Annotated in this window: 24 protein-coding genes; 22 read left to right on the top strand and 2 right to left on the bottom strand. The window is 63.5% G+C overall.

Features of this window, described 5'->3' with window-relative positions; genetic code table 11:
• Nucleotides 1–35: 35 nt before the first annotated feature.
• From PI990_RS24595 to recX, 20 genes are all read left to right on the top strand, one after another.
• Nucleotides 36–935, top strand: a complete 900-nt coding sequence (locus tag PI990_RS24595) for an antA/AntB antirepressor family protein (protein ID WP_271658750.1) — start codon at nt 36–38, stop codon at nt 933–935.
• A complete protein-coding gene (locus PI990_RS24590) occupies nt 932–1,666 on the top strand; it encodes a Rha family transcriptional regulator (RefSeq protein WP_271658749.1) in 735 nt (244 codons plus the stop codon). Before PI990_RS24595 ends, PI990_RS24590 begins: the two co-directional genes overlap by 4 nt.
• An 88-nt stretch (nt 1,667–1,754) precedes the next feature.
• Complete coding sequence (locus tag PI990_RS24585; protein WP_271658748.1) at nt 1,755–2,198, top strand: hypothetical protein; 444 nt, start codon at nt 1,755–1,757, stop codon at nt 2,196–2,198.
• 57 nt (nt 2,199–2,255) lie between these two features.
• A complete protein-coding gene (locus PI990_RS24580; RefSeq protein WP_271658747.1) occupies nt 2,256–2,555 on the top strand; it encodes a phage tail assembly protein in 300 nt (99 codons plus the stop codon).
• Nucleotides 2,556–2,657: 102 nt separating this feature from the next.
• Nucleotides 2,658–5,768: a tape measure protein gene (locus PI990_RS24575; protein ID WP_271658746.1), complete on the top strand. Its 3,111-nt coding sequence runs from the start codon at nt 2,658–2,660 to the stop codon at nt 5,766–5,768.
• Nucleotides 5,769–5,777: 9 nt separating this feature from the next.
• Complete coding sequence (locus PI990_RS24570) at nt 5,778–6,284, top strand: hypothetical protein (RefSeq protein ID WP_271658745.1); 507 nt, start codon at nt 5,778–5,780, stop codon at nt 6,282–6,284.
• Nucleotides 6,284–8,050 (top strand): hypothetical protein, encoded by a 1,767-nt coding sequence (locus PI990_RS24565; protein ID WP_271658744.1) that lies wholly within the window; start codon nt 6,284–6,286, stop codon nt 8,048–8,050. Before PI990_RS24570 ends, PI990_RS24565 begins: the two co-directional genes overlap by 1 nt.
• Entirely contained in the window at nt 8,051–8,419 is a 369-nt protein-coding gene (locus PI990_RS24560; RefSeq protein ID WP_271658743.1) for a hypothetical protein, read from the top strand. It begins immediately after the preceding gene.
• Between the two features lie 8 nt (nt 8,420–8,427).
• The gene (locus PI990_RS24555) at nt 8,428–9,816 is read left to right on the top strand and encodes a hypothetical protein (RefSeq protein ID WP_271658742.1); all 1,389 of its coding nucleotides are present in this window, start codon (nt 8,428–8,430) and stop codon (nt 9,814–9,816) included.
• 7 nt (nt 9,817–9,823) lie between these two features.
• Nucleotides 9,824–10,783 carry a hypothetical protein gene (locus PI990_RS24550; protein ID WP_271658741.1) on the top strand — a complete coding sequence of 320 codons (960 nt, stop codon included), beginning with the start codon at nt 9,824–9,826 and terminating at the stop codon, nt 10,781–10,783.
• Nucleotides 10,784–10,880: 97 nt separating this feature from the next.
• Nucleotides 10,881–11,396: a hypothetical protein gene (locus tag PI990_RS24545; RefSeq protein ID WP_271658740.1), complete on the top strand. Its 516-nt coding sequence runs from the start codon at nt 10,881–10,883 to the stop codon at nt 11,394–11,396.
• The gene (locus tag PI990_RS24540; protein ID WP_271658739.1) at nt 11,389–11,871 is read left to right on the top strand and encodes a hypothetical protein; all 483 of its coding nucleotides are present in this window, start codon (nt 11,389–11,391) and stop codon (nt 11,869–11,871) included. The genes PI990_RS24545 and PI990_RS24540 overlap by 8 nt, the downstream gene beginning before the upstream one ends.
• Nucleotides 11,872–11,880: 9 nt before the next feature.
• Nucleotides 11,881–12,408 carry a hypothetical protein gene (locus tag PI990_RS24535; RefSeq protein WP_271658738.1) on the top strand — a complete coding sequence of 176 codons (528 nt, stop codon included), beginning with the start codon at nt 11,881–11,883 and terminating at the stop codon, nt 12,406–12,408.
• Nucleotides 12,405–12,908: a hypothetical protein gene (locus PI990_RS24530; RefSeq protein ID WP_271658737.1), complete on the top strand. Its 504-nt coding sequence runs from the start codon at nt 12,405–12,407 to the stop codon at nt 12,906–12,908. The genes PI990_RS24535 and PI990_RS24530 overlap by 4 nt, the downstream gene beginning before the upstream one ends.
• A gap of 2 nt (nt 12,909–12,910) precedes the next feature.
• Nucleotides 12,911–13,369 (top strand): hypothetical protein, encoded by a 459-nt coding sequence (locus PI990_RS24525; RefSeq protein ID WP_271658736.1) that lies wholly within the window; start codon nt 12,911–12,913, stop codon nt 13,367–13,369.
• A gap of 42 nt (nt 13,370–13,411) precedes the next feature.
• On the top strand, nt 13,412–13,888 hold the full coding sequence (locus PI990_RS24520; RefSeq protein ID WP_271658735.1) for a hypothetical protein: 477 nt from the start codon (nt 13,412–13,414) through the stop codon (nt 13,886–13,888).
• Complete coding sequence (locus tag PI990_RS24515; protein ID WP_271658734.1) at nt 13,885–14,388, top strand: lysis system i-spanin subunit Rz; 504 nt, start codon at nt 13,885–13,887, stop codon at nt 14,386–14,388. Before PI990_RS24520 ends, PI990_RS24515 begins: the two co-directional genes overlap by 4 nt.
• A 339-nt stretch (nt 14,389–14,727) precedes the next feature.
• Nucleotides 14,728–15,240 (top strand): CinA family protein, encoded by a 513-nt coding sequence (locus PI990_RS24510; RefSeq protein ID WP_271658733.1) that lies wholly within the window; start codon nt 14,728–14,730, stop codon nt 15,238–15,240.
• An 86-nt stretch (nt 15,241–15,326) separates the two neighbouring features.
• Entirely contained in the window at nt 15,327–16,376 is a 1,050-nt protein-coding gene (gene recA / locus PI990_RS24505; protein ID WP_021222513.1) for a recombinase RecA, read from the top strand.
• Nucleotides 16,377–16,381: 5 nt separating this feature from the next.
• On the top strand, nt 16,382–16,849 hold the full coding sequence (gene recX, locus PI990_RS24500) for a recombination regulator RecX (RefSeq protein ID WP_043243629.1): 468 nt from the start codon (nt 16,382–16,384) through the stop codon (nt 16,847–16,849).
• 77 nt (nt 16,850–16,926) lie between these two features.
• Here the strand turns inward: recX and PI990_RS24495 are convergent, their stop codons facing one another.
• Complete coding sequence (locus PI990_RS24495) at nt 16,927–18,000, bottom strand: TIGR00730 family Rossman fold protein (protein ID WP_271658732.1); 1,074 nt, start codon at nt 17,998–18,000, stop codon at nt 16,927–16,929.
• 362 nt (nt 18,001–18,362) lie between these two features.
• Here PI990_RS24495 and PI990_RS24490 point away from each other — a divergent pair, with 362 nt between their 5' ends.
• Nucleotides 18,363–18,557, top strand: a complete 195-nt coding sequence (locus tag PI990_RS24490) for a hypothetical protein (protein WP_271658731.1) — start codon at nt 18,363–18,365, stop codon at nt 18,555–18,557.
• Nucleotides 18,558–18,568: 11 nt separating this feature from the next.
• Here PI990_RS24490 and PI990_RS24485 read toward each other — a convergent pair whose 3' ends face one another.
• On the bottom strand, nt 18,569–18,985 hold the full coding sequence (locus tag PI990_RS24485; protein ID WP_021222517.1) for a quorum-sensing-regulated virulence factor family protein: 417 nt from the start codon (nt 18,983–18,985) through the stop codon (nt 18,569–18,571).
• Between the two features lie 711 nt (nt 18,986–19,696).
• Here PI990_RS24485 and PI990_RS24480 point away from each other — a divergent pair.
• Nucleotides 19,697–21,397, top strand: coding sequence for an OmpP1/FadL family transporter (locus PI990_RS24480; protein WP_043243624.1), 1,701 nt, complete (start codon nt 19,697–19,699; stop codon nt 21,395–21,397).
• Nucleotides 21,398–21,401 lie beyond the last annotated feature (4 nt).

Genomic DNA, 21,401 nt, shown 5'->3' with positions numbered 1-21,401 from the left:
CTTCAGGTGTGAAAACTTACGAAGGAGTTCACGGGATGAATAATACCGCAGGTACTACGGATTGCAATGTCCATTCCGAGGCGGGCGCGATGTTGCCGGTTTTCTCAGGCGTCCTGGGCGGCGATCAGGTGAGGCTGGTGGATGCGCGCTCGCTGCATCGATTTCTTCAGGTTGATGCGCGATTCAATGACTGGATCGCTCGCCGCATTGGCGAGTATGAATTTCAGGATGGTCGTGACTTTTACTCACTCCTGAGTAAAAGCAATGGAGGCCGGCCGAGTCGCGAATTCCACGTAACTCTGGATATGGCCAAAGAGCTAGCGATGGTCGAGCGTAACGAGAAAGGACGTCAGGCGCGGCGCTACTTCATTGAGTGTGAGAAGCGCCTTCATCAGCTCGCTCCCTCCGATGTGGCGACCATCCAGGGCCAAACCCTTGGCACCGATGGTTTCCACTGCCTCGCGGCTGTGGTTGATGGCAAGGTGAAACGCCTCCCTTCCGCGCTGCGCCGTGGCGCGAAGAACCATCTCTGGTCCCAGGTCCACAAGGCCTTCAGCGTTGTGTCCGCCGAGGACATCCCGGCGAGCCAGCTGGATGCGGCCCGCAACTTCGTTGCTGCATACGCTCTGGAGGGGGAGTGGCTTGGTCGCGAGGCCATTGAAGGCTTCGGCGGCCTGATCGGGAAAAAGCTGAAACGCTACGAGCGTTGGCTGGTGTCTTTGGACCCAGACGGCAAAGAGCAATTCACCCCTGTGCCCGAGAACGCCAGCGTGCTGAGCTACGAAGAGCTGATCGCAGGCATGGTCTCCACCCGGGGCGATATCCCGGTCTCGATAGACAAGATGTTCGAGTTTGTGATGGCGGCGATGCTCAACATTCAGTCTCGATCCGACCACATGCGGCACATGCTGCTAACCCAGAGGGCTGCAGCATGAGCATCGTCGTTCAGCAGCAGCTGACCATGAGCAGCCGGGAGATTGCGGGCCTTACCGGCAAAGCTCACTACCACGTCAAGCGTGACATCGAATCCATGCTTGAGGAGTTGAAGGAAGATGCATCCAAATTTGGATGCATCTATCTCGACAGCAGGAATCGGGAGCAAACCGAGTATCTGCTGGATCGTGATCACGTCGAATGCCTGCTCGCTGGCTACAGCGCGCCGCTCAGGATGAAGGTTATCCGCCGTCTCCATGAGTTGGAGGACGTAGCCGGACAGCGCCTGCCGATTGAGCGCAAGCTGCCCACTACAGCCGACAGCTTCAATGCTGGCTTGATTATCGCGAAGGCCCTTGGCCTGGAAGGAAATCAGGCGGTGCTCAGCGCCAACCGAATGGTGTCCGCAACGCTGGGGGTCGATGTGATGCAGATGGCGGGGGTTCCCTACCTGGTCAACGAGTCGCAGGAGCTGACCTTCACCCCGACGGATATCGGCGACAAGTTCGACGGACTCAGCGGCCAGGCGGTAAACAAGGTGCTGGAGCGCTGCGGCCTTCAGCGGTCTTTCGAGTACCGGAAAGGGCGTAAGCGCTGGGAGGTTCTCCCGGAAGGAAGGCAGTTCGCCGTGGTCGTCGACACCGCCAAGAAGCACAGCGACGGTGCGCCGGTGCAGCAGATTCGCTGGAAGGAATCGACCCTGGACCGCATCGAGCCCTTCATCAGGGCATAGACCGGGCTCGATAGCCGAACCCAGCACATGCTGGGTTTTGGCGTTGCTGCTCTGCTACATTCCCACCGTCGGAGAAGGGAGGGGTGTCATGGAGCGGTTTCTACTTGGGATTTACCAGCGCCGGGTGATGGTGATTGCTGCTATCGCGGCGGTGTTCCTTTCCTGGTCCTCCTGGACCATTTACCAGAAGCATGCGGCCTCGCCGGATTACGCGAGCCTTCCGGAGAGGAGGCCTGCGCCAATACTGCCGAATGCTCTGACAACCTATACCCGCGATGCTTACCCCAGAACTTATGCAGCCTGGGGTGAGGATGGGGTCGCAAGAATTGCAGATATGGAGCGCAGGGCCGCCGATTTTGTTTCTCGGGCCCCGGATTGCCGTGGCGTTGATTATGTCGGCCTATCAGATCAACGAAGCGTTCCCCCGAGCGAGATCGTCATCTTCGTCGATTGCGTAAATAGGAACCGCTACTACGTTGGCGAGCGTGAGCTTTCACGTTATCCGGACAGCATGGTCCCTAAGAAATTCTGATCACATCAACCAACCAGAAACCCGCCACGGCGGGTTTTTTTATACCTGGAGAAAAGCATGACTGATTCCATTGGCCGTTCCGTGAAGATGATCGCCGGCCGCGAGATTGTGTTTCGTGAGCTCACCGTCGGCGATGTTCGAGCAATGGCCAACGACAAGAGCGAGTTCGAGGTGATCACCGACGGCCTCTTCCCTGCGCTGTCCCTGCGCGACCTGCCGCGCCTGACCAGCCTGACACTGGAAGAGGTTGATCAGATGCTCCCTTCGCAGGTCGCCAAGGTCATCGACTACTGCAAGGAGTGCAACCCGCATTTTTTCGACCTACTGGCCAGGCTGTCGAAAAGCGAGAAGGCCTGATCCAGCTGGAGCAAGCCATTTGCGCCCTGGTTCGCCACGGCCATCACCAGGTGTTGAGCTACCCCTGGTCCTTGTTTCTCCGCGCAATGAAGGGTTGAGCACGTGGAAAAAATCGAACTGGTCCTGACAGCCGACGCATCCGGTGCGAAGACCGGCATCAACGGCCTTCGCAAGGAGTACGACGAGCTTGCGCGTACGCTAAACAAGCCGCTCAAGCAGATCGACGCATTCCGCCAGACGCAGGAATCTGCCAAAGCTGCTTCGAGCGCCTACTTCGCCGCGCGGAAGCGGGTTGAGGATCTGCAGAAGGCAATCGCGCAGGCCGGCCAGCCAGTGAAGGAGCTGAACCGCGACTTCAAGCTGGCTGAGCGGCAGCTGCTGGCCGCCACCCGGGCATTCGATCAGCAGAAGGCGGCCATCCGCAGCCAGCGCGCAGAGCTGAAGGCTTCCGGCGTTGATGTGCGTAGCCTTGCCTCTGAGCAGCAGCGCCTGACTGCCGAGCTTGCCAAGCGCACCGATGGTTTGCGTGGACAGTCGGCCCTGGGCGATGCCGCTGGCAACCTTGGGGTGGCCAGGTTGCGCGCCCAGTCTGCGGCAATCCAGCAGGCCCGCCGCGACTACGAGCTGTTGCGCAAGAGCGGAACCCTCACCGCGCGCGAGCTCGCCGTAGCCCAAGAGGCGTTGAATCGAAAAATTCGTGAGTCCTCACGTGAGATGCAGGACCTGGCCGGAGCGCGCGCCGGAATCGGCGGCAGCCTTGCCGGTCGCCTCACCGGCGCCGTAAGTATTGCCGGGGCAGCATATGGGTCCGTGTCCGCGCTGCGCGCCTACGCAGAGATTACGGACTCCGCCAAGAGGATGGACGCTCAGCTGAGGATTGCCACCTCATCGCAAGAGGAGTTCAACAAGGCTCAGGAGGCGACTTTCAAGATCGCCCAGGACGCTCAAGTTCCGGTTGAAGAGGTGGTTTCCACCTATGCCAGGCTGGCGCCAGCGCTCGATCAGATCGGACGCAAGAAGGACACGGCAGCCGTCGTAGACACGGTCACCAAGGCGCTGAGAATCAACGGAGCTACAGCCGCAGAAGCATCGTCCGCGCTGATTCAGTTTTCCCAAGCCATCGCCGCCGGCAGCCTACAGGGCGAGGAGTTCAGGGCGCTTGGAGAGTCAGCGGCACCCTTGCTACGCGCATTTGCTGATGGGCTTAAGGTTCCTATTGGAGCCTTGAAGGCAATGGCCTCTGAGGGGCTGCTGACGGCGGAGGTTGTCACCGACTTGGCCGTCAACGCGCTTCCGTCGCTCGCAGAGCAGGCTGAGAAGCTGCCCAAGACGGTTGACGGGGCGCTCACCTTGCTTCGGAACGATGCCCTAAAGGCATTCGGTAAGGGAGACACGTCCGGCCTAATCGGCGCGATCGAGAAGCTCAGAGAGCTGCTGTCGGACCCTCAGGTAATCCAGGGGTTGAACGATCTGGCTGGCGGCATGGCTACCTTCGCTGGTTGGACCGTGCAGGCGGCAAACGAGTTTTCCAAATTGGCCAAGGAGATGGCATTCGCCGCTGCAAATGCCAATGGCTATGTTGACGAGCTCGACAAGGTCGAGAAGACCCTGGAGGGGGTGAAAAATGCGCGGGATGGCGGCTCTTTCATTGGTCGCCCAACTTTCAGCCTCTTCTTGTCCAAGGAAGAGCTGAATGACTGGGTGAAGGAGCTCGAGGGAGATCGAGAGAAGCTGCTAGCCAAGATCGCCGGCCTGTCTGTCGATGCCTACAGGTCATCTATCGAAGCAGCTGAGCAGGCGACCGACGCGAAGAAAAAGGCTGCCGAAGAACAGGAGAAGATCGACGAGGAGAGCTACTCCGAGTACAGCAAGTACATCGCGAATACCCTGAAGGTTCAGAAGGAGGGAGTGGCCGGCGCCGAGAAATTCTTGAAGCAGCATGTGCAAGCAGAGCGCAAGGCAGCCAAGGAGATCGAGGACGCCAAGAAGCTCCAGCTCGACACTCAGAAGCGGTACACCGAAGCGCTGAACAAGCTGCAATCCGGCTCCTCCGGTGAGGCCTCGTTTGGGCAGGCGCAGGACCTGCGACTTCAGGCCCGCCAGGCGCTCCGCGATGGCGATGTCGAGAAGGCGAAGAGCAGCGCCCAGGCTGCGCTGAAGGTGCTCAGCGACCTGCAGGACGCCGGAGAGAACACCTACGGCTTCGCGGGCTTCATCAAGAGCCTGAAGGCGATCGAGGACGAGGCTGACAAGGTCACGCTCGACAAGGCGGAGAAGGGAGCAGCCGACGCGCTGGCACTGGTTGCGCAGGTGAAGGACGAGCTCGACAAGGTCAACAAGACTGTTATCAGCGTGAAGCTGGATGACGTCGCTCTGGACAAGGCCCGCCAGGAGCTCAGGGATCTCGCCACGCTGACTGGACAGACGATCACGCTGCCTGAAAGGGTGGCGAATCCCCAGGCATCCAGGTCTAAGTCTGCGAGCGCACTGGCTGCCGGCATCGACCCGACCTATGGGGCGCCGAAGGCGAAGGACGAGCCGGTCGCAACCGTTCCTGTAGCCGTCAAGCCTACGGCCATCGTGCAGGATGGAGAGAACAGCTACTCCAACCTGCCGCCGGTGGCTGTGGATATCGCCCCGAAAGGAATCCGCCAGGACGGGGAGAACAGCTTCACGAACCTGCCGCCAGTCGGTGTCGATGTCCAGGTCGATCAGGAGGCCGCGGCTGTTGCACAGCAGGCGATCACCTCGCTGTCCACGCAGTTCCGGCAGCAGATGGTGATCCCGGTGGTTCCTGTCGTGCAGGGAACCGCTCCTGCTGCGAGCGATGCCAATGTGCCGAAGTTCGCCACCGGCGGGATCTTGCGCGGAGCTGGGAGCGGCACGAGCGACAGCCTTCTCATCCGGGCGAGCAACGGCGAAGGGATCATTCGCGCCGCTGCCGTGCGCCACTACGGCGCCGATGCGATCCACAAGCTCAACGCCATGCGGGTTCCGAAGTTCGCTACCGGTGGAGTGCTGGGTGAGCGTGGTCTGCCAGCCATTCCGCCGCTGGCTCCATCGCTGGAAGGCTCTGGTGGTTCGCTGGCCGATTACGGATCGCTCCAGATCAACCTGCCGGACGGCACGTCGTTCCCGGCCATGGTGCAGCACGACACCGCCAAGGAAATTCGCCGCCTGGCACGCATGCGCGGCAAATCCTCTACCCGATAAGGACCAACCATGATCCCTGACGTCATGCTCGGCGGTATCCCGCTGAAGGGCTGGAGCGGGCCTGTGTCGCAGGAGTATTCGCCGATCGGCGGATCGACTGTGGTGCGCCGTTCTGGCGGTGCGGCGGTGAAGATGCAGCACTGGCGGAAGATGTCGATCAGCCTGCGCGGCAGCGGCTGGATGGGCCCGGGGCTTTCGGCTCTGGACTTCAGCCAGCCGCTGGAGCTGCGATGCACCAAGCAGCTCTCGGTCAGCACCACTTCGCTCACCGGCTCCATCGTCGGTACCGCGCGCCCCGACAAGGCGCCCTGGGCGCTGGCGCTGGTCGGTCGCGATTGGGTGACGACCCCGGTCGCCATGGCCGGTAACGCCTTCACCATCACCGAAGTACCGGGCGCCACGCTCTACCAGGTCTGCTGGATGCCGCAATTCACGGTGTTCTGCGAACCGCCGCCGGAGTCCATGGACCCGCAGGCCAACACCCACGACTGGACCATCACCGCCGAGGAAGTCTGATGCAACTGAATGGCTCGCCGCTCAACGGGGCTCCGCTGAACGGCGGCCTTGCTGTGGGCGCTCCGCCGGCACCGGTGACGATCGTTCCTGTGGTATCGGTGCTGTGGTCGGTTCGGCTGATGCTGAACGGGGTGGACTCCAGCCACCTGCTGGCCGGGTCTATCAGCATCCAACGGGAGGAAGGTTCGCGGGCAATCGCCGACTTCGACCTTCAGTTCCTGGGCGAAGCGGTGAACCCGGCCAGCTACCAAGGCCAGGCTGTCGAGCTGTACTACCGCACCTGGAACGGTGCCGGTTGGAACGAGGTCCTGCGGTTCCGGGGTCAGATCACCGGGCCACAGTTCAACCTGCAGACCGGGGTGCTGTCCTGCGAGTGCAGCGACCGCCTCAACGAGATCGTCGAGGCCATGGACGTGGCCGGTATCGACGCCATCACCGGCGGCCTGTGGTCGGCGGATGTGTTCGAGGAGGTTGAGGGGCGCTCGCGCTGGGACTACGCCGCCGAGCGCATGAGTACCCGTCCGGCGAGCCTGCAGCTCAGCCTGGAAGGGGCCCTGCAAGTGACGGACTGGGCGCCGACCCCGGAGCCGCACTTCATCGTCCCGACCGGCGCGGTGCTGTTCGAGTCCATCGAGTGGATACCGGTGGAGCTGAGCGAGCGCATCAACGTCGTCGAGATCGAGGGCGACTACCGGTTCCCGCGGCTGCGCGAGCGCCACCAGCCCTTCTTCTGGGAGCACCCGGATTGGGTGGGGCTGTCGATCATCGACGGCTTCTGCCTGCTGTACCGGGGCGACTCCACAGAGGTTCCTGATCTCGGGATGGTGACAGAGGCCAGCGAGTCGGCGGGCTACCAGAAGATCCTCAACGCCAACTGGGAGTACCTGCCGGAGACCGGTGCCGGGGCGTTCTGCGATCCGCCCTCGGCCTGGATCAACCCCTACCCGGAACTGGGTCTGCTGGTGCGGGCCACGTGGGACAGCGCCATGCGCTGGGTTCAGCCGGTGACGGAGCAGTACAAGCTGCGCGTCGAGGCGCCGGCGAGCGTTGCCCAGGCGGGCGAGGTGATCAACCGCGAGCGGGTGGCGATGGAGACCGAGAGCGACCGTGCTGACTCGTTCGAGGATGCCGAATTCACGGCGCCGGATGCCGATGCTGTGGTGGATGCCCTGGGCGACTACGTGGTGGACATTCGCGAGGAAGGCCGGCGCATCGAGGGCCTGAGCTGCCTGCTGAACGTGGGGCGTGTGCAGATCCTAGGCGCCCACCGCGGTAACCGCTTCGGCTACCAGTTGCCGACGGCGGACACGCTGGCGATGCGCCTGGAGCACACCGGCCGTTGCGAGGACGAGATCCTGGGCCGCGACATCCTCTGCCAGTCCCGGGTGTTCAGCCTGGTGGACGAGTGGGACCTGGACAGCGGCTCGGCCATCACCTTGATCCAGCAGGCGGTGAGCCAGGGCGGCGGTACGGATAACGACCCGCTGACCGTTCCATCAGCTCCGGCCAGTACCCCCGCCGGTGAGGTGCCACTGCTGATCCAGTTGCCGAGCCAGTTCTCGGGGCACGTCGACAGCCCTCCCTACGACGAGGACTTGCTCGGGTTCAGCGGCAACTACTCGAACTACAACTCGGAACAGGAACGCTTCGAGCGCCGCTTCGACATCGAGGCGCCCGAGCAGCCGGCCGACCACCGCGACGAGTACGAGGTGGAACAGGCGCAGACTTACCGGGTCGCTGTCCCGAACGACATCCTGGAGCTGTAAATGACCCTTGCCCAAGAACGCGCCGGCATCCGTGCCGGTGTGAGCTCGTCTCGTGCGAGCACGCTGAAGCGTGACCTGAACTCTCTGGAGACCAGCCGCCGGCGCACGCAGGAGCTGAACACCCTGGAGCGCAAGGGGCTGAGGCCCGCGACCCGAGGGCGCGGTGTGTGGAAGGAGCCAGCGGCAACCGGAGCAGGAGGCGGCATGGCCGGGCCATTGACGGAGCCCTCATTTGCAGCCCGGGAATACTGGCCCGATGGATTGGTTTCGCCTGATGGCCTGTTCGTGCTGCCTGCTCCCAAGAAGATCGTTTGGCGGGATGCCAACGATGTGGAGCAGATATTCCTACCCGCCAACCCCTCGCCGTAGGTGTGCTGATGAGTCCTTCAAACGTGCCCCCCTGGGGGTGGCCCTGGCATGGCCGAGCCACCCGCGCCACTCCGTTCAGCCCGTTGGTCCTCACGCTGAACAATGGCACTACCCGCGAGCATCCGGGGCCGGTCGAGAACGGTAACTACACCTACCGGCTGAAGGTCCCGGGCGTGGCGCCGGTGGTGCGCACCCCGGATGAACTTGCGGCCGACTACGCGCTGGGTCGCGAATGGCGCAACGAGGCGATACTGGTAGGGCGTCCTTTCCAGCTCTACGGCCGCGAGCTTGGCGGCTGGATCTACTGCGCGCCGGATGGTACGCGTTGGATCATCGACCTAGATGGAGCGCAGGCGCGCCGCTTCGGCGATTTCGGTGCGCCCGCGCAGGTTCAGGCCCTGTCGGTGACCTGGCCGGCCGATCTCGGCCAGGCCAGCCCGCTGCTGGATGGTTTCGTGCGCCGCTGGAACAGCGCCATCGACGTCACGCCGGCCGGCCGCCGGGCCATATTCATGCTCTACGTGAGCGACGAGCGCTGGGCGGTGGACGTCCGCCCGGTGCCAACAGGGTTCCTGCTGGTGACCGTCTCCGGCAACGCCGGCGCCATCAGCATCAGCACCGAGGTGCTGCGCACGCGGGAGCAGACGCTGGGCACGCCGGTGCACGATTTCGCGATCACGCAGGCGCAGCACTTCCTGCCGACGTCGCCGCCGACCGAGTACTGGACCAGCAGTGGCCATGCCGCCGCTGGGGTAACCGGGCGCATCCTGGCCATGTGGTTCTCGCCCGATGACGGGGAGCCGGTGGAGTGCACGGTCGACTACCTGCACCGCTATGACACCAGCGTGCCGGAGGCTGTACCGGATGAGGACAGCTGGCTGATCAGCTCCTACACGGTGGTATCCGAGCACTGTGAGCTGAAACTGCCCGGCGAACTGCCCATCGTCTACGACCTGGTGGACACCAACGACCAGACCGACCGGCTGCGCACGCCGATCACTGCTAACCGCACCATCGCCTACACCGGCGGCGGTGAGATCTCGTCGACGGTGGAGGAGAGCGGAGGACAGGGCATCGCGTTCGAACTGGTCGATGGCGTGGCGCCTTGCCCTGCAGCCCTGGATGGCTACGGCCGCGCCATGGCTGGCGGCCGCTGGCGGCTGTTCAGCAACAACATGGTGATGTTCGTGGCCGACGAGGCGCGCAGCCTCGCTCCGCTGGGGAATTTCTGGTTGCACTACCTGGGCGCCATGACCCCGGCGGGGCCAGTGGCTGCCGCCACCTACGCCGAGGGAAACACCGACGCTCACCCCAACGGCCCGCTGCTGTGGGGCGCATTCAACCCGTACACCGGCGAGGTGGCGGGCCCGCGAGACACCTTCGTCACCTTCATTTGAGGTCCACATGGCCCGACGATTCATCAACAACTGGAGCGCCGCCCTGACGGCGGAGCTGGCGTCTGCCGGCTTGAGCATGAGCATCGATGCCGGCGCGGCCGAGCGTCTTGGCACAATCGGGACCGACTACTACCTGCTGACGCTTGTTGCCCGCGACCCCGCAGGAGTGGAAACCGCCTGGGAGATCGTGAAGGTCACCGGGCGCTCCGCCGGCGTGCTGACCGTTGTGCGCGGGCAGGAGGGCACCGTGGCCAACAACTGGCCGGTGGGCTCGGTCGTCGAGGCGCGCATCACTGCAGGCGACATGGCTGAGCTGTGGACGGCCGCACATGACGGAGGCGGCGGCGGGGGCGGCGGAATCCCTGAGCCCACCGGAACTGCGCTCAACCTCCGCGCCGCCGGCGCCTGGCGCCCGCTCGACAGCATGCTGGCCAGGCTGACGCCCCTGCCACAGGTGGGCAACTACCTAGACAATGGGTTCCTCTGGAGCTCGCCCACCAACAACGCGTTCATCCCCGACCAGGTGAAGGCCGCGCCCTGGGCGCCGCTTCGCGACGTCGTCATCGATGAGCTGCGCATCCGTGTGCAGACGGGCTCCTCCGGCGGCTACATCCGGGTGGGCTTGTACTCGGCTGATGAGATGGGCTGGCCCAATGAGCTGCTGGTGACGTTTGGCCAGATCCTGGTCAGCACCTCCGGGGACAAATGGGTCTCCATCACCCCGTACACCCTGCGCGCAGACCGTGTGTACTGGCTCGCGTTCCACAGCAGCGTCGGCGCCACCGTCGAGGCGCTGCGCGAGGGCATGCCCTCTCTGGGCCAGGGCAGTGCCGCCCTGACGCGCTTCAACATGCTGCAGCAGAGCCAGCCGTTCTCCGGCGGCCTGCCCGCCACCTGGACCTACAGCGACAGCGACCTGGTTTCCGGGGCGGTCCCGGTTCTGCGGATGCGCCGCGCCGAGGTTTAACCCCAACACCTGACACAAGGAGCAGCCAGCCATGCAGCCGGCCCGCCTAGTCCTGGACATCATTCCGGGCGCAACGCTTCAGCAGCCGCTCCTGCTGATGCAGAAGACCTACACCTACAAGCTCATCGCGACCATCCAGCAAACCGCACCGCTGCTGATGACGGTTCCCGACCACGGGCTGCCCGGGGAGTGGATGACCTGGGCCGAGGGCATCCAGGGCGGCAACCTCAACCTGGACAAGCTCACCTCTGTGGGCCGCATGACCAGGGTGATCGACGCCGACACCGTCGAGTTCAACGACATCAACGGTCGCTCGCTGCGCGCCACCGGCGGCGACCTCGTCTACCAGCTCCCGGTCGACCTGACGGGCATGGGCATCCGCGCGGTGATCCGCGGCGAGGGTGCTGACCCGATCGTGCTGACGCTGGGCGCGGGGCTGACCGTGATCGGCCTCGGCCAACTGCTGCTGGAACTGACCCCCGAGCAGACCGCCGCCATCGGCTGGACGCGCGGCGAGTGGGACCTGGACCTCACCTACACCGATGGGCGCGTAGAGCGCTGGCTGCGCGGCGAGGTGGTCGTCAGCAGTGGGGGAGGGTGCTGCCATGGCTGACACCCCGACCGCTGTAGTGGTGGCGCAGCCGGTGGTGATCGTCACCCAGCCTCGTCGAGCGCCTGCTGCAATCGTGGCCTCCGGGCCGCAGGGGCCAGGCGGCCCTCCAGGTCAGCCAGGCCCCGCTGGTGGGTCTTCGGTTCAGCGCCTGGCTGGCGAGACGATCAGCGCGCTGCGGCTGGTCTACGAACTCAATGACAAGGTGTTCTATCTGGACGCCGACGATGGCGACCACGTCGACCTCGTCTGCGGCGTAACCCTCACCTCTGCCACGGCTGGTCAGCCAATCAACGTCCAATCCAGCGGGCCGATGGATGACTCAGCCTGGTCGTGGTCGCCTGGTCCGGTGTGGCTCGGCCCTGCCGGACAACTCACCCAGGCCCCGCCGGAGGCCGGTTTCCTGCTCTACGTGGGCAGGGCTGTATCCAGCACTCGACTCATCATCAACATCGATCAGCCAGTTGAACTGGCATAGGAGTGACACATGGCTGCAAAAGGCTTTATCCGTCTCGTCGGCGGCAAGTTCCAGCAGATCATCGCGACCGTTGTTTCCGCCGGCTCTGCCAATGGCGGCGATCTCGTGGCGCTGGACGACAACGGCAGACTTTCCACGACCGTGATGCCGACTGGCTTCGGAGCCAACACCATTGCCGCTACGGCCACCGAGGCGCTCGCGGCCGGCGACTTCGTCAATCTCTACCCGAACGCCGGCGCGTTCAGCGCGCGCAAGGCGGATAACTCGAACAACCGCCCCGCCCACGGCTATGTGACGGCTGCAGTTGCGAACGCCGGCACCGCGACGGTATACCCCTTGGACGGGGTGAACGCCAACCTGACTGGCCTGACGATCGGCTCCGACTACTTCCTGGGAACCGCTGGCGCCGTTACGGCCACTCCGCTGGATGCCGCTCTCTCGGCAAACCAGGGCACCAACAAGGTCAGCCAGTACCTGGGTATCGCTCGTTCGACGACTGAGCTGGTGACCACCGACAGCGATCCGGTGTTGCTGTGACCCTGCGCCTGCCGCTGGTATCGGTCAACGGCAAACCACGGCAGTTGCCGCCGGGGGACACCCTGAATGCGCCAGCTCCCGCCGGGAGCTTCTACCTGGGTAGCAACCAGACCATACCCAACACGGTGTTCACGAAGGTGTTGCTGGACTCGACCCTGTTCAGCGCTGGAATTTCGCTGGACGCGGCCAACAATCGAGTGTTTCCGGGCGTTGGTCGGTTCCTCGTCGTTATGCGTAGCGACGTTGGTTCGGCTGTTGACAGGGACTACGCCATCTGCGCGGTTTACAAAAACGGCAGCCTCTACGTGAACGGAACGGCTGGCTATGTTTCGTATCCCGGCGTAGCCGACCTCAACACGATTGCATGTTGCATTGTCGACGTGCAATCAGCGTCGGATTACCTGGAGTTTTACCTGTACATCAACACCGGCGTCTCGGGCGGCAGCCGGCCGCTAACCGGCGGTTCGCGGTACACCTACATGCAACTGCTGAAGGTCTGATCATGGGATCAATACGTATCGACCCTGCTGCTGATTTAGAGAGCATCGCGCGGGCTGCCGGGAATGGTGAGTTGCTCGCCAGGCGCTACGAGAATGGCGTCCTACATGTAGATGGCGTTTCTGATGCCGACCTACAGCGGGCTGCGCAGGCGTTTGACCCTGACGAGCGTCGCCTGCAGTTGCTGCAGCAGCAACTGACCGCCGCGGTTCAGGCGCATATGGACGCAGTGGCGCGCACTCGTGGCTACGACTCCATCCTCAGCCTGTGCACCTACGCCACTAGCACCAATGCGCAGTTCCAGGCCGAGGGCCAGGCCGGCGTCGAGTGGCGCGACGCCTGCTGGGCGCTGGGCTATCAGCTGGTTGCCGACGTGAGGGCTGGCGGCCCGGTTCCTACCGAGGCCGAACTGCTCGCCATGCTCCCGCCGATGAACTGGCCGCCAAGGGCCGAACCTACCTGACAGCCCCGCCGAATGCGGGGCTTTTCGTTTCTGGAGAACACCATGGATCTACAACAGGTCCGCCGGGACATCATTGCCCCGGCGTTTTTGCTGCTGCCTGACCGCATGGCGGGTAAGAAGGCCGAGGTGATGCTGCTGGCCATCGGGCTGCAGGAGAGCCGATTCATCCACCGCCGGCAGATCAACGGCCCCGCGAGGAGCTTCTGGCAGGGGGAGAAGGGTGGCGGCATGGTTCACGGCGTGCCTCGCCATATCAGCACCATGCGTAGCGCTGCGAAGGTCTTCGAGGCCAGGGGAGTGCCGCCAACGGATGACGCGGTATACGCAGCGATCGAGACCGACGACATCCTGGCCTGCTGTCTGGCCCGCCTGCTGCTCTACACCGACCGCTTCGCGCTGCCGGAGATCGGCGACGCCCATGCAGCCTGGGAGCTGTATCTGCGCACCTGGCGCCCCGGGAAGCCACACCCGGATACCTGGGCCCAGCTCTACCAGCAGGCTGTTGAGGCCGTCCAGTGACCGCCCAGCAGGTTCGCCTGCTGGTGCTGGTCGCAGCCTTCGCCATGGCTGCCGCCGCCGGCGCGCTGGTCAACGGCTGGCGCTGGGAGGCGAAGCTTGCCGCCGCGAACCAGGTGCACGCCGACACCCTGGCCGAGATCGACCGCACAACGGCCAGGCAGCTGCAGGCGCAGCAGGAACATCAGGCGGACCTGCAGCGCCGCCTGGAACTCACCGAACAACAGCACTACCAGGAGCTGGCACATGCCCAGGAGAACACTGATCGGCTGCGTGCTGATCTCGCTGCTGATCGCCAGCGGCTGCTCGTCAAGGTCCGAAGTCCGGCCAGTTGCAGTGGAGTGCCCGCCACCCCCAGCGCCGCCGGCGTGGATAATGGAGCCCAGTACGCCGAGCTTCACCCAGCGACTGCAGCAGATCTTGCCGCCCTCGCCGGAGATGCAGACAGCTGCGCCGTGAGGCTCAAAGGGCTGCAGGCGTGGGTAATCGAGTTGCGAAAATAGGGAAGATAGTTGCCCAGAACGGGCTGAATGGCTGTCTAATTCTAAGTACCGCTATCCCGATTTATGCGGCTTCTGGTAGCCCTATCTCGGGATTCTCAATTAGACAGCTGTTCGCGGAAGCGCGGATGAATAAAGGCTCCGCGCTCTCAAATCACCATACTGCTGCATCATCGGGGTGTGGTCGGAGAGGTCCTGGGTATCTTTGGCCATCTGTCAGCGCATCTGTCTTGAATGTGGGGCGGCAAGGCGCGTTCGGGAGGAGGAATCCATGCCCGGCCTTGCGCGCAAAAGGCGCTAGTGTACGGTATCCCGCTGGCCCGCTTTAACCCCGGAGTGCACATGTCCGATATCGATTCACGGCTGACCGAGCTCGCTGCCCGCCTGGGCGATTCGTTGCGTGAGCTCGCTGCCCAGGTGACCACAGCCGAATCCTGCACCGGGGGAGGTATCGCCGAGGCGATCACTCGCATTCCCGGCAGCTCGGCCTGGTTCGAGGCCGGTTACGTCACCTATTCCAATCGTCAGAAGGCTCGGCAACTGGGTGTACCCGAAGAGCTGTTCGGCCGCGTAGGCGCAGTCAGCCGCGAAGTGGTCGAGGCGATGGCGCAGGGGGCTCGGCTCGCCAGTGGTGCGCGTTTCGCCGTGGCGGTCAGTGGCGTGGCGGGGCCTGATGGTGGCTCGGCGGAGAAGCCGGTGGGCACTGTCTGGCTGGCCTGGGCCGATGGCGATTCCTTGTCTTCGTGCCGTTGCCGGTTCGATGGCGATCGACAGGCCGTTCGCCAGCAGACGGTCGCCAGGGCCCTGGATGGGCTTATCCGACTAGCTGCAGGAGAAAAAGCGTCCGAGGGGTAGGCGTGGGTCTTGCCCTATGGAATAATACTGGCTACTTATACAGTTGTTGGTGGCCTGTCAGGCCCTCTTGATTAGCGAGGACTTCAATGGACGAGAACAAGAAGCGTGCTTTGTCGGCTGCCCTGGGCCAGATCGAGAAGCAGTTCGGCAAGGGCGCGGTTATGCGCATGGGCGATCATGATCGCCAGGCCATTCCGGCTATTTCCACCGGCTCCCTCGGCCTGGATATCGCTCTCGGCATCGGCGGCCTGCCCAAGGGCCGTATCGTGGAAATCTACGGTCCGGAGTCTTCGGGCAAGACGACCCTCACCCTGTCCGTGATCGCCGAAGCCCAGAAGATGGGCGCCACCTGCGCCTTCGTCGACGCTGAACACGCACTCGACCCGGACTACGCCGGCAAGCTCGGTGTGAACGTCGACGACCTGCTGGTTTCCCAGCCGGACACCGGCGAACAGGCCCTGGAAATCACCGACATGCTGGTGCGTTCCAATGCCGTTGACGTGATCATCGTCGACTCCGTCGCGGCCCTCGTGCCCAAGGCCGAGATCGAAGGCGAGATGGGTGACTCCCACGTTGGTCTGCAAGCCCGCCTCATGTCCCAGGCGCTGCGCAAGATCACCGGCAACATCAAGAACGCCAACTGCCTGGTCATCTTCATCAACCAGATCCGTATGAAGATCGGCGTGATGTTCGGTAGCCCGGAAACCACCACCGGTGGTAACGCCCTGAAGTTCTACGCCTCCGTCCGCCTCGACATCCGCCGCATCGGCGCGGTGAAGGAAGGCGAGGAAGTGGTGGGTAGCGAAACCCGCGTCAAGGTCGTGAAGAACAAGGTCGCTCCGCCTTTCCGTCAGGCCGAGTTCCAGATCCTCTACGGCAAGGGCATCTACCGCAACGGCGAGATCATCGATCTGGGCGTACAGCAGGGCATCCTGGAGAAATCCGGCGCCTGGTACAGCTACCAGGGCAACAAGATCGGCCAGGGCAAGGCCAATTCCGCCAAGTACCTGGAAGACAACCCTGAAGTGGGCAAGGCCGTCGAGAAGCTGATTCGCGAGCAACTGCTCAATCGCGATGCGGTCAAGCCTGACGCCGCTTCCGCCAAGGAAGTCGCTGAAACCGAAGCCGACTTCTAATCCCCATGCCCATCGTGCTCGACAGCCCTGCCGCAGTGCGGCGGGCTGCCATGGACCTCCTGGCACGACGCGAGCACGGGCGAGTCGAGTTGACGCGCAAGTTGCGTCAACGCGGCGCCCCTCCTGAGTTGATCGACAGTGCCCTTGACCGCCTTGCGGACGAGGGCCTGCTCGACGAGTCCCGTTACCTGGAAAGCTTCGTGGCCAGCCGTGCCCGTGCAGGCTATGGGCCGCAGCGTATCCGCGAAGATCTCGCCCAGCGTGGCCTGCCCAGGGATGCTATCGAATCCGCCCTGCGTGAGGCGGGCATCGATTGGGGCAGTCATCTGCGTGATGTCTGGCAGCGCAAGTTCGCGGGTGAGCGGCCAAGCGATGCACGAGAGCGCGCCAAGCAAGGGCGTTACCTCGCCTACCGTGGCTATTCCATGGACATGATCGGCCGCCTGTTGCGCGGCGCTTCACTGGACGACTGAGTTCTCGCCGGCCCTGAGCCATGCGCTGATTGCGCATGGCTGCTGGCCGTTTGGGGGGAGGTAGTCGGATGTCCAGGTCAGCTGGCCCAGTGTTGGCGTTCGTTGATGAAATCGATCAGTTCACGTAGGCGCCCGTGGTCGCGGCCATTGAAGGTGAAGGCCAGGCGGACGAGGTCGCAGAACTCGGGCTCGTCCTTTTCCGATTCGCAATACGGGCGCTGTTCGAAGGTGCCTTGCAGGCAGAGGTCGCCGAAGGTTTCACGGACGGTCGTCAGGGCTGCCTCGTTCAAGCCATGGTTCATGCGAACCAGGAAGCTGCCCTTGAGCCAACGGCTCGAATGGTAGTTGCCGTAGAAGTGGGCGATCTCGTCGGCAGCTTCTTCTGCGCTGCTGACCAGGCGCATCAGCCTCAAGTCCGTGGGCAGGATGTAGCGGTTCTGCGCCAGTTGGCGGTCGAGGAAATCCAGCGCGTCCTTCCAGTAGCTACCGTTGGGCTCGTCGAGCAAGACGATCGGCACCAGCGGGCTCTTGCCGGTCTGCACCAGGGTGAGTACTTCGAGGGCTTCGTCGAGGGTGCCGAAACCGCCCGGGCAGAGCACCAGTGCGTCTGCTTCCTTGACGAAGAACAGCTTGCGCACGAAGAAGAAATGGAAGGACAGCAGGTTGTCCGTGCCGTCTACCGTGGCGTTGGCGTGCTGCTCGAAGGGCAGGGTGATGTTCAGCCCCAGGCTGTTCTCCAGGCCCGCACCTTCGTGGGCCGCGGCCATGATGCCGCCACCCGCGCCGGTGATCACCATCAGGTCGAGCTTGGCCAACTCCGTGCCCAGATCCCGGGCCAGGGCGTAGATCGGGTGTTCGACCGGCGTCCGCGCCGAACCGAATACGGTGACTTTGCGGCGACGCTTGAACTGTTCGAGAACGCTGAAGGCATGCTCCATCTCGCGGAGCGTCTGCAGCATGATCTTGGCGTCCCAGCGGTTGCGGTCGGCCTGGGCCATGCGCACCACGGTGATCACCATTTCCCGGTACAGCGCGAGGTTGCGGCTGTCCCCCGGGACCGTGAGGTTGATCAGTTCATCGACCTTCTGGTTGAGGTCGATTCCACTGGTCTGGAAGTGTCTCGACAGGTAGTCGTCCGGTTCGTACGGCATAGTGTTCTCCTTGCTCATCAACTGCATCGCGGTGCGTCGAACATCGAGGCCGTCGCATCGCGCAGAGCGTCATCGATTGTCCGGGCCGCATCCACGCGGGCCGCTGAGCGCTCATTTACAGCTTGCTTCAGCCCCGGGATCTTTTCCAGTTGGCGCCCGCCGATACGCGGAGGATAGGAGGGGGATTGTTTCGTCGTGGCTATCGGTCGCGTTTGTCGGAATCTGTCGGCGCCTCCCTTCAGGGCAGTGGCGCCGCTCCAGGCCTCACCTAACCTGCCACTATCGACACACGAAGTTAAAGAGAGGCCCGGGCAAGCCCGGCTTGCGCGGACCGTGCAGGAATAGGCGGAGGAGGGGCAGGCATGCCCAAGCTGAGTCTGGAGATCGACCTCGAGCTTTATCGCATGTTGCAGCAGGCCGCGCGCACCAATGGCCTGAGTCTGGAAGAGGAGTGCCAGCGCAGGCTGGACGGCGGCCTGCGCCGGTCACGTTATATGCAGGCGCTGCTGGCGGAGCTTCGCGCCGACGACGAGCAGCGGCGTGCCGCCAAGGATTGAGCGGCGGAGTTTCAGTTCGCAGGCTGGCTCTTGAGGCCGCAGTCGCTGGCAATGAAGCGTTCGCTGCCCACCGGGCGATTGGTCTTGTATTCGCTGAACTCGTAGCGCAGCGCGGCACCGCGGGCCAGCAATTGGCGGTAGCCATTGTTGCGACACACGCTGTTGGCCAGTTGCGCTCGCATGGAGTCCGGGTTGGCGCGCATTTGCGCGGCATGCGCCTCGCGCACGCTCAGGTGGTTCACCAGTTCCGCTCCCGACACGGTGTAACCCTGGTCGAGGATGTCTTCGTTGATCGCCCGCGGCGTGCCGACACTGCTTTCTTCCGCCACCTTTTCCAGCATTTTGGTCAGCTCGAAGTCCTTCAGCGAGGCGGCCTGGGCGGTGAAGGGCAAAGCGAGTGCGAGTGCGAGTACGAGGTGGCGCGGCATGAAAATCTCCAACGGTTGGCAGCCTTTGACCCGAGGTTGGCGCAGGTGTTCAGCGTCACCTTGAAATCGCCCGGCCTCATCGTTGGCGCATCCTGAACAAGCGGGCGAGGCAGATCAAGAGGCAATCGGTCCTTCCCGCAATCTCCCGCCTATCAAGGCTTTCCTCCTGTGCGGCAGCGCGCGGACCTGTCTGCCGTGCCCCGCACGAAATCTCCCTTGCATCAAATTCCAGCGTACCGGTCTGTCGCTTCAGAGGCGGATGGCAATTGGCCAGTTCGTACGGGGTCTCTTGCCGTTTTTCGTGAATTCCCCATGGCGGCGAAATGCTGGCCGCAGCGGGCCTTCGTCGGGAGGTGGCTTCAGGCGGACGGGGCAATCGGTAACAGCGCCATGCGGAGAGGCCCCGGGCCGTTATCCGCCGTGACAGGCGGCGGCATGCCACCCCGCTGCGGATAAGCGAAGCGGCGGTTTTTCGTCGACCAGTCGGTCATCTGTCCTTGGGTGTTACCCCCGTCGCCGACCTTGCGGGTCACCACGACTAAAGGTTGGGGATAGTGCGGGAAACACGAACTGTCACAAAAAACGGACGTCCCCCGGCGTCCAGTGAGGTTGGCCGGCCAAACCCCAGAAACACGTGCGTGCGGGCCAAAGAGGAAAGCTGCGTCAACGGTGCTCCCGAGTGCCGTCTTAAAAAGTTGGGAGTCGAGAACAATGACAATAACTCGTCCTGCCGGCTGGCTTACCGCGTTTTGCGGCGGCAGCCTGGTGCTTACATTCACCCCCCCGGTCCTGGCGTCCGGGTACCACTTCGGTTCGCAATCCGTCTCTGCCCAGGGCACCGCCCATGCCAATGGCGCGGAAGCGGCGGACCCCTCCGTGATTTTCTACAACCCCGCCGGGCTGGCCCGCTTAAAGGGCACCCAGATGACCTCGGGAATGAGCATCCTGATCCCCAAGGGCGAATACGAAGACAAGGGTTCCACCGACCTGTTCGGCAACCCCACCGGCACGGGTGATGGCGATGCCGGTTCCTACCTGCCCGACGCCGCGGCGGCGCCGAACTTTTACTTCTCCAAGGAGATCAACGACAACGTCACCATCGGCATGGGCATCTTCGTGCCCTACGGCGCCAAGCTGGATTACGAGGAAGACTGGAGCGGCCGCTACGGCATCCAGTCGGCGAGCCTGGAGACGGTCAACTTCAACCCCAGCATCGCCTACCGCTTCAACGAGCATCACAGCATCGGCTTCGGCGTCTCGGCGCAATACATCAAGTCGATCCAGCGTGGTGCGGCGGATGTGAAAGGCGCGTCGAGGCAATTGGCCGGGCAGTTCGTCGCGGCCAACCAGGATGTCACCGAACTGGCGGCGTCGCCTCTCGGGCAGTTCGCGATCCCTCTGCTCTATGGCGTCAACGTGCCCACCGAAATCAGTAGCTGTGACGGGCAGACCGGTGACTCCTTCGTGGACTGTGTGGCGTCCAATTTCTCGGACAACGTCCAGGGCGATGGCTACTTCCGCGCCAAGGGCGATGACTGGGGCTTCGGTTGGAACATCGGCTACCTGTGGGAGCCCACCGAGTTCACTCGCTTCGGTGTCTCCTACCGCTCTCATATCAAGCACACGCTGGAAGGCGAATCGAAATGGAGCTTCGCCGGTGTCCAGGGGGCCGTTCCTTCCCCCACGACAGACCTGAGCGGCGGTATCGATCTCGGGATCATCACCTTGCCGCCACAGGATGCGCTGGAGCAGGTGCTCGATCCATCCAACTGGATCAACCCCGGCGACTTCGCCGCCAGCCGCCTGCACCCCAACTCCAACGCCAGCACCTCGATCGACACCCCCGAGTCGCTGTCCATCAACGCCTTCCACCAGCTCAACGACAAGGTCGCGCTGATGGCCGACGTCACCTGGACCCGCCACTCGCGGCTGGACACCATCGGCGTTGGTCTTGACCAGGTCGCCGGGTATCCCTACTTCAATGGCGTCACCGAGGGTGACCTCAACGTCAAGCAGGACTGGAACGACACCTACAAGATCTCCCTGGGGATGAACTACCAGTACAGCGACGACCTGCTGCTGCGCACCGGCGTCGCCTACGACAAGAGCCCGGTCAGCGGCTCCACCACCCGCCACCCGGGCTTCCCCGACGCAGATCGCTACTGGATGTCCTTTGGCGCCAACTACAAGCTGTTCAAGGACACCTCGGTGGACCTCGCCTACAGCTTCGTGCAGTTCGACACCGGCAAGATGGACTACACCGACAACTGCTCCCCGGCCGGCTGGGTTCCCGGCAGCGGTGGCCCCTATGTCGACAGCGGCGTGCGCTGCACCGGCAACGGCGGCAACTACAAGGGCGAGTACAAGACCCAGATCCACTTCATCGGCCTGGCGCTCAACCACACCTTCTGAGTGC

The organism is Pseudomonas sp. TUM22785 (assembly GCF_028198105.1).
Lineage (GTDB): Bacteria > Pseudomonadota > Gammaproteobacteria > Pseudomonadales > Pseudomonadaceae > Metapseudomonas > Metapseudomonas solani.
Note: the sequence above shows the minus strand (reverse complement) of the source record. Positions and strands in the feature narration are given on the sequence as shown.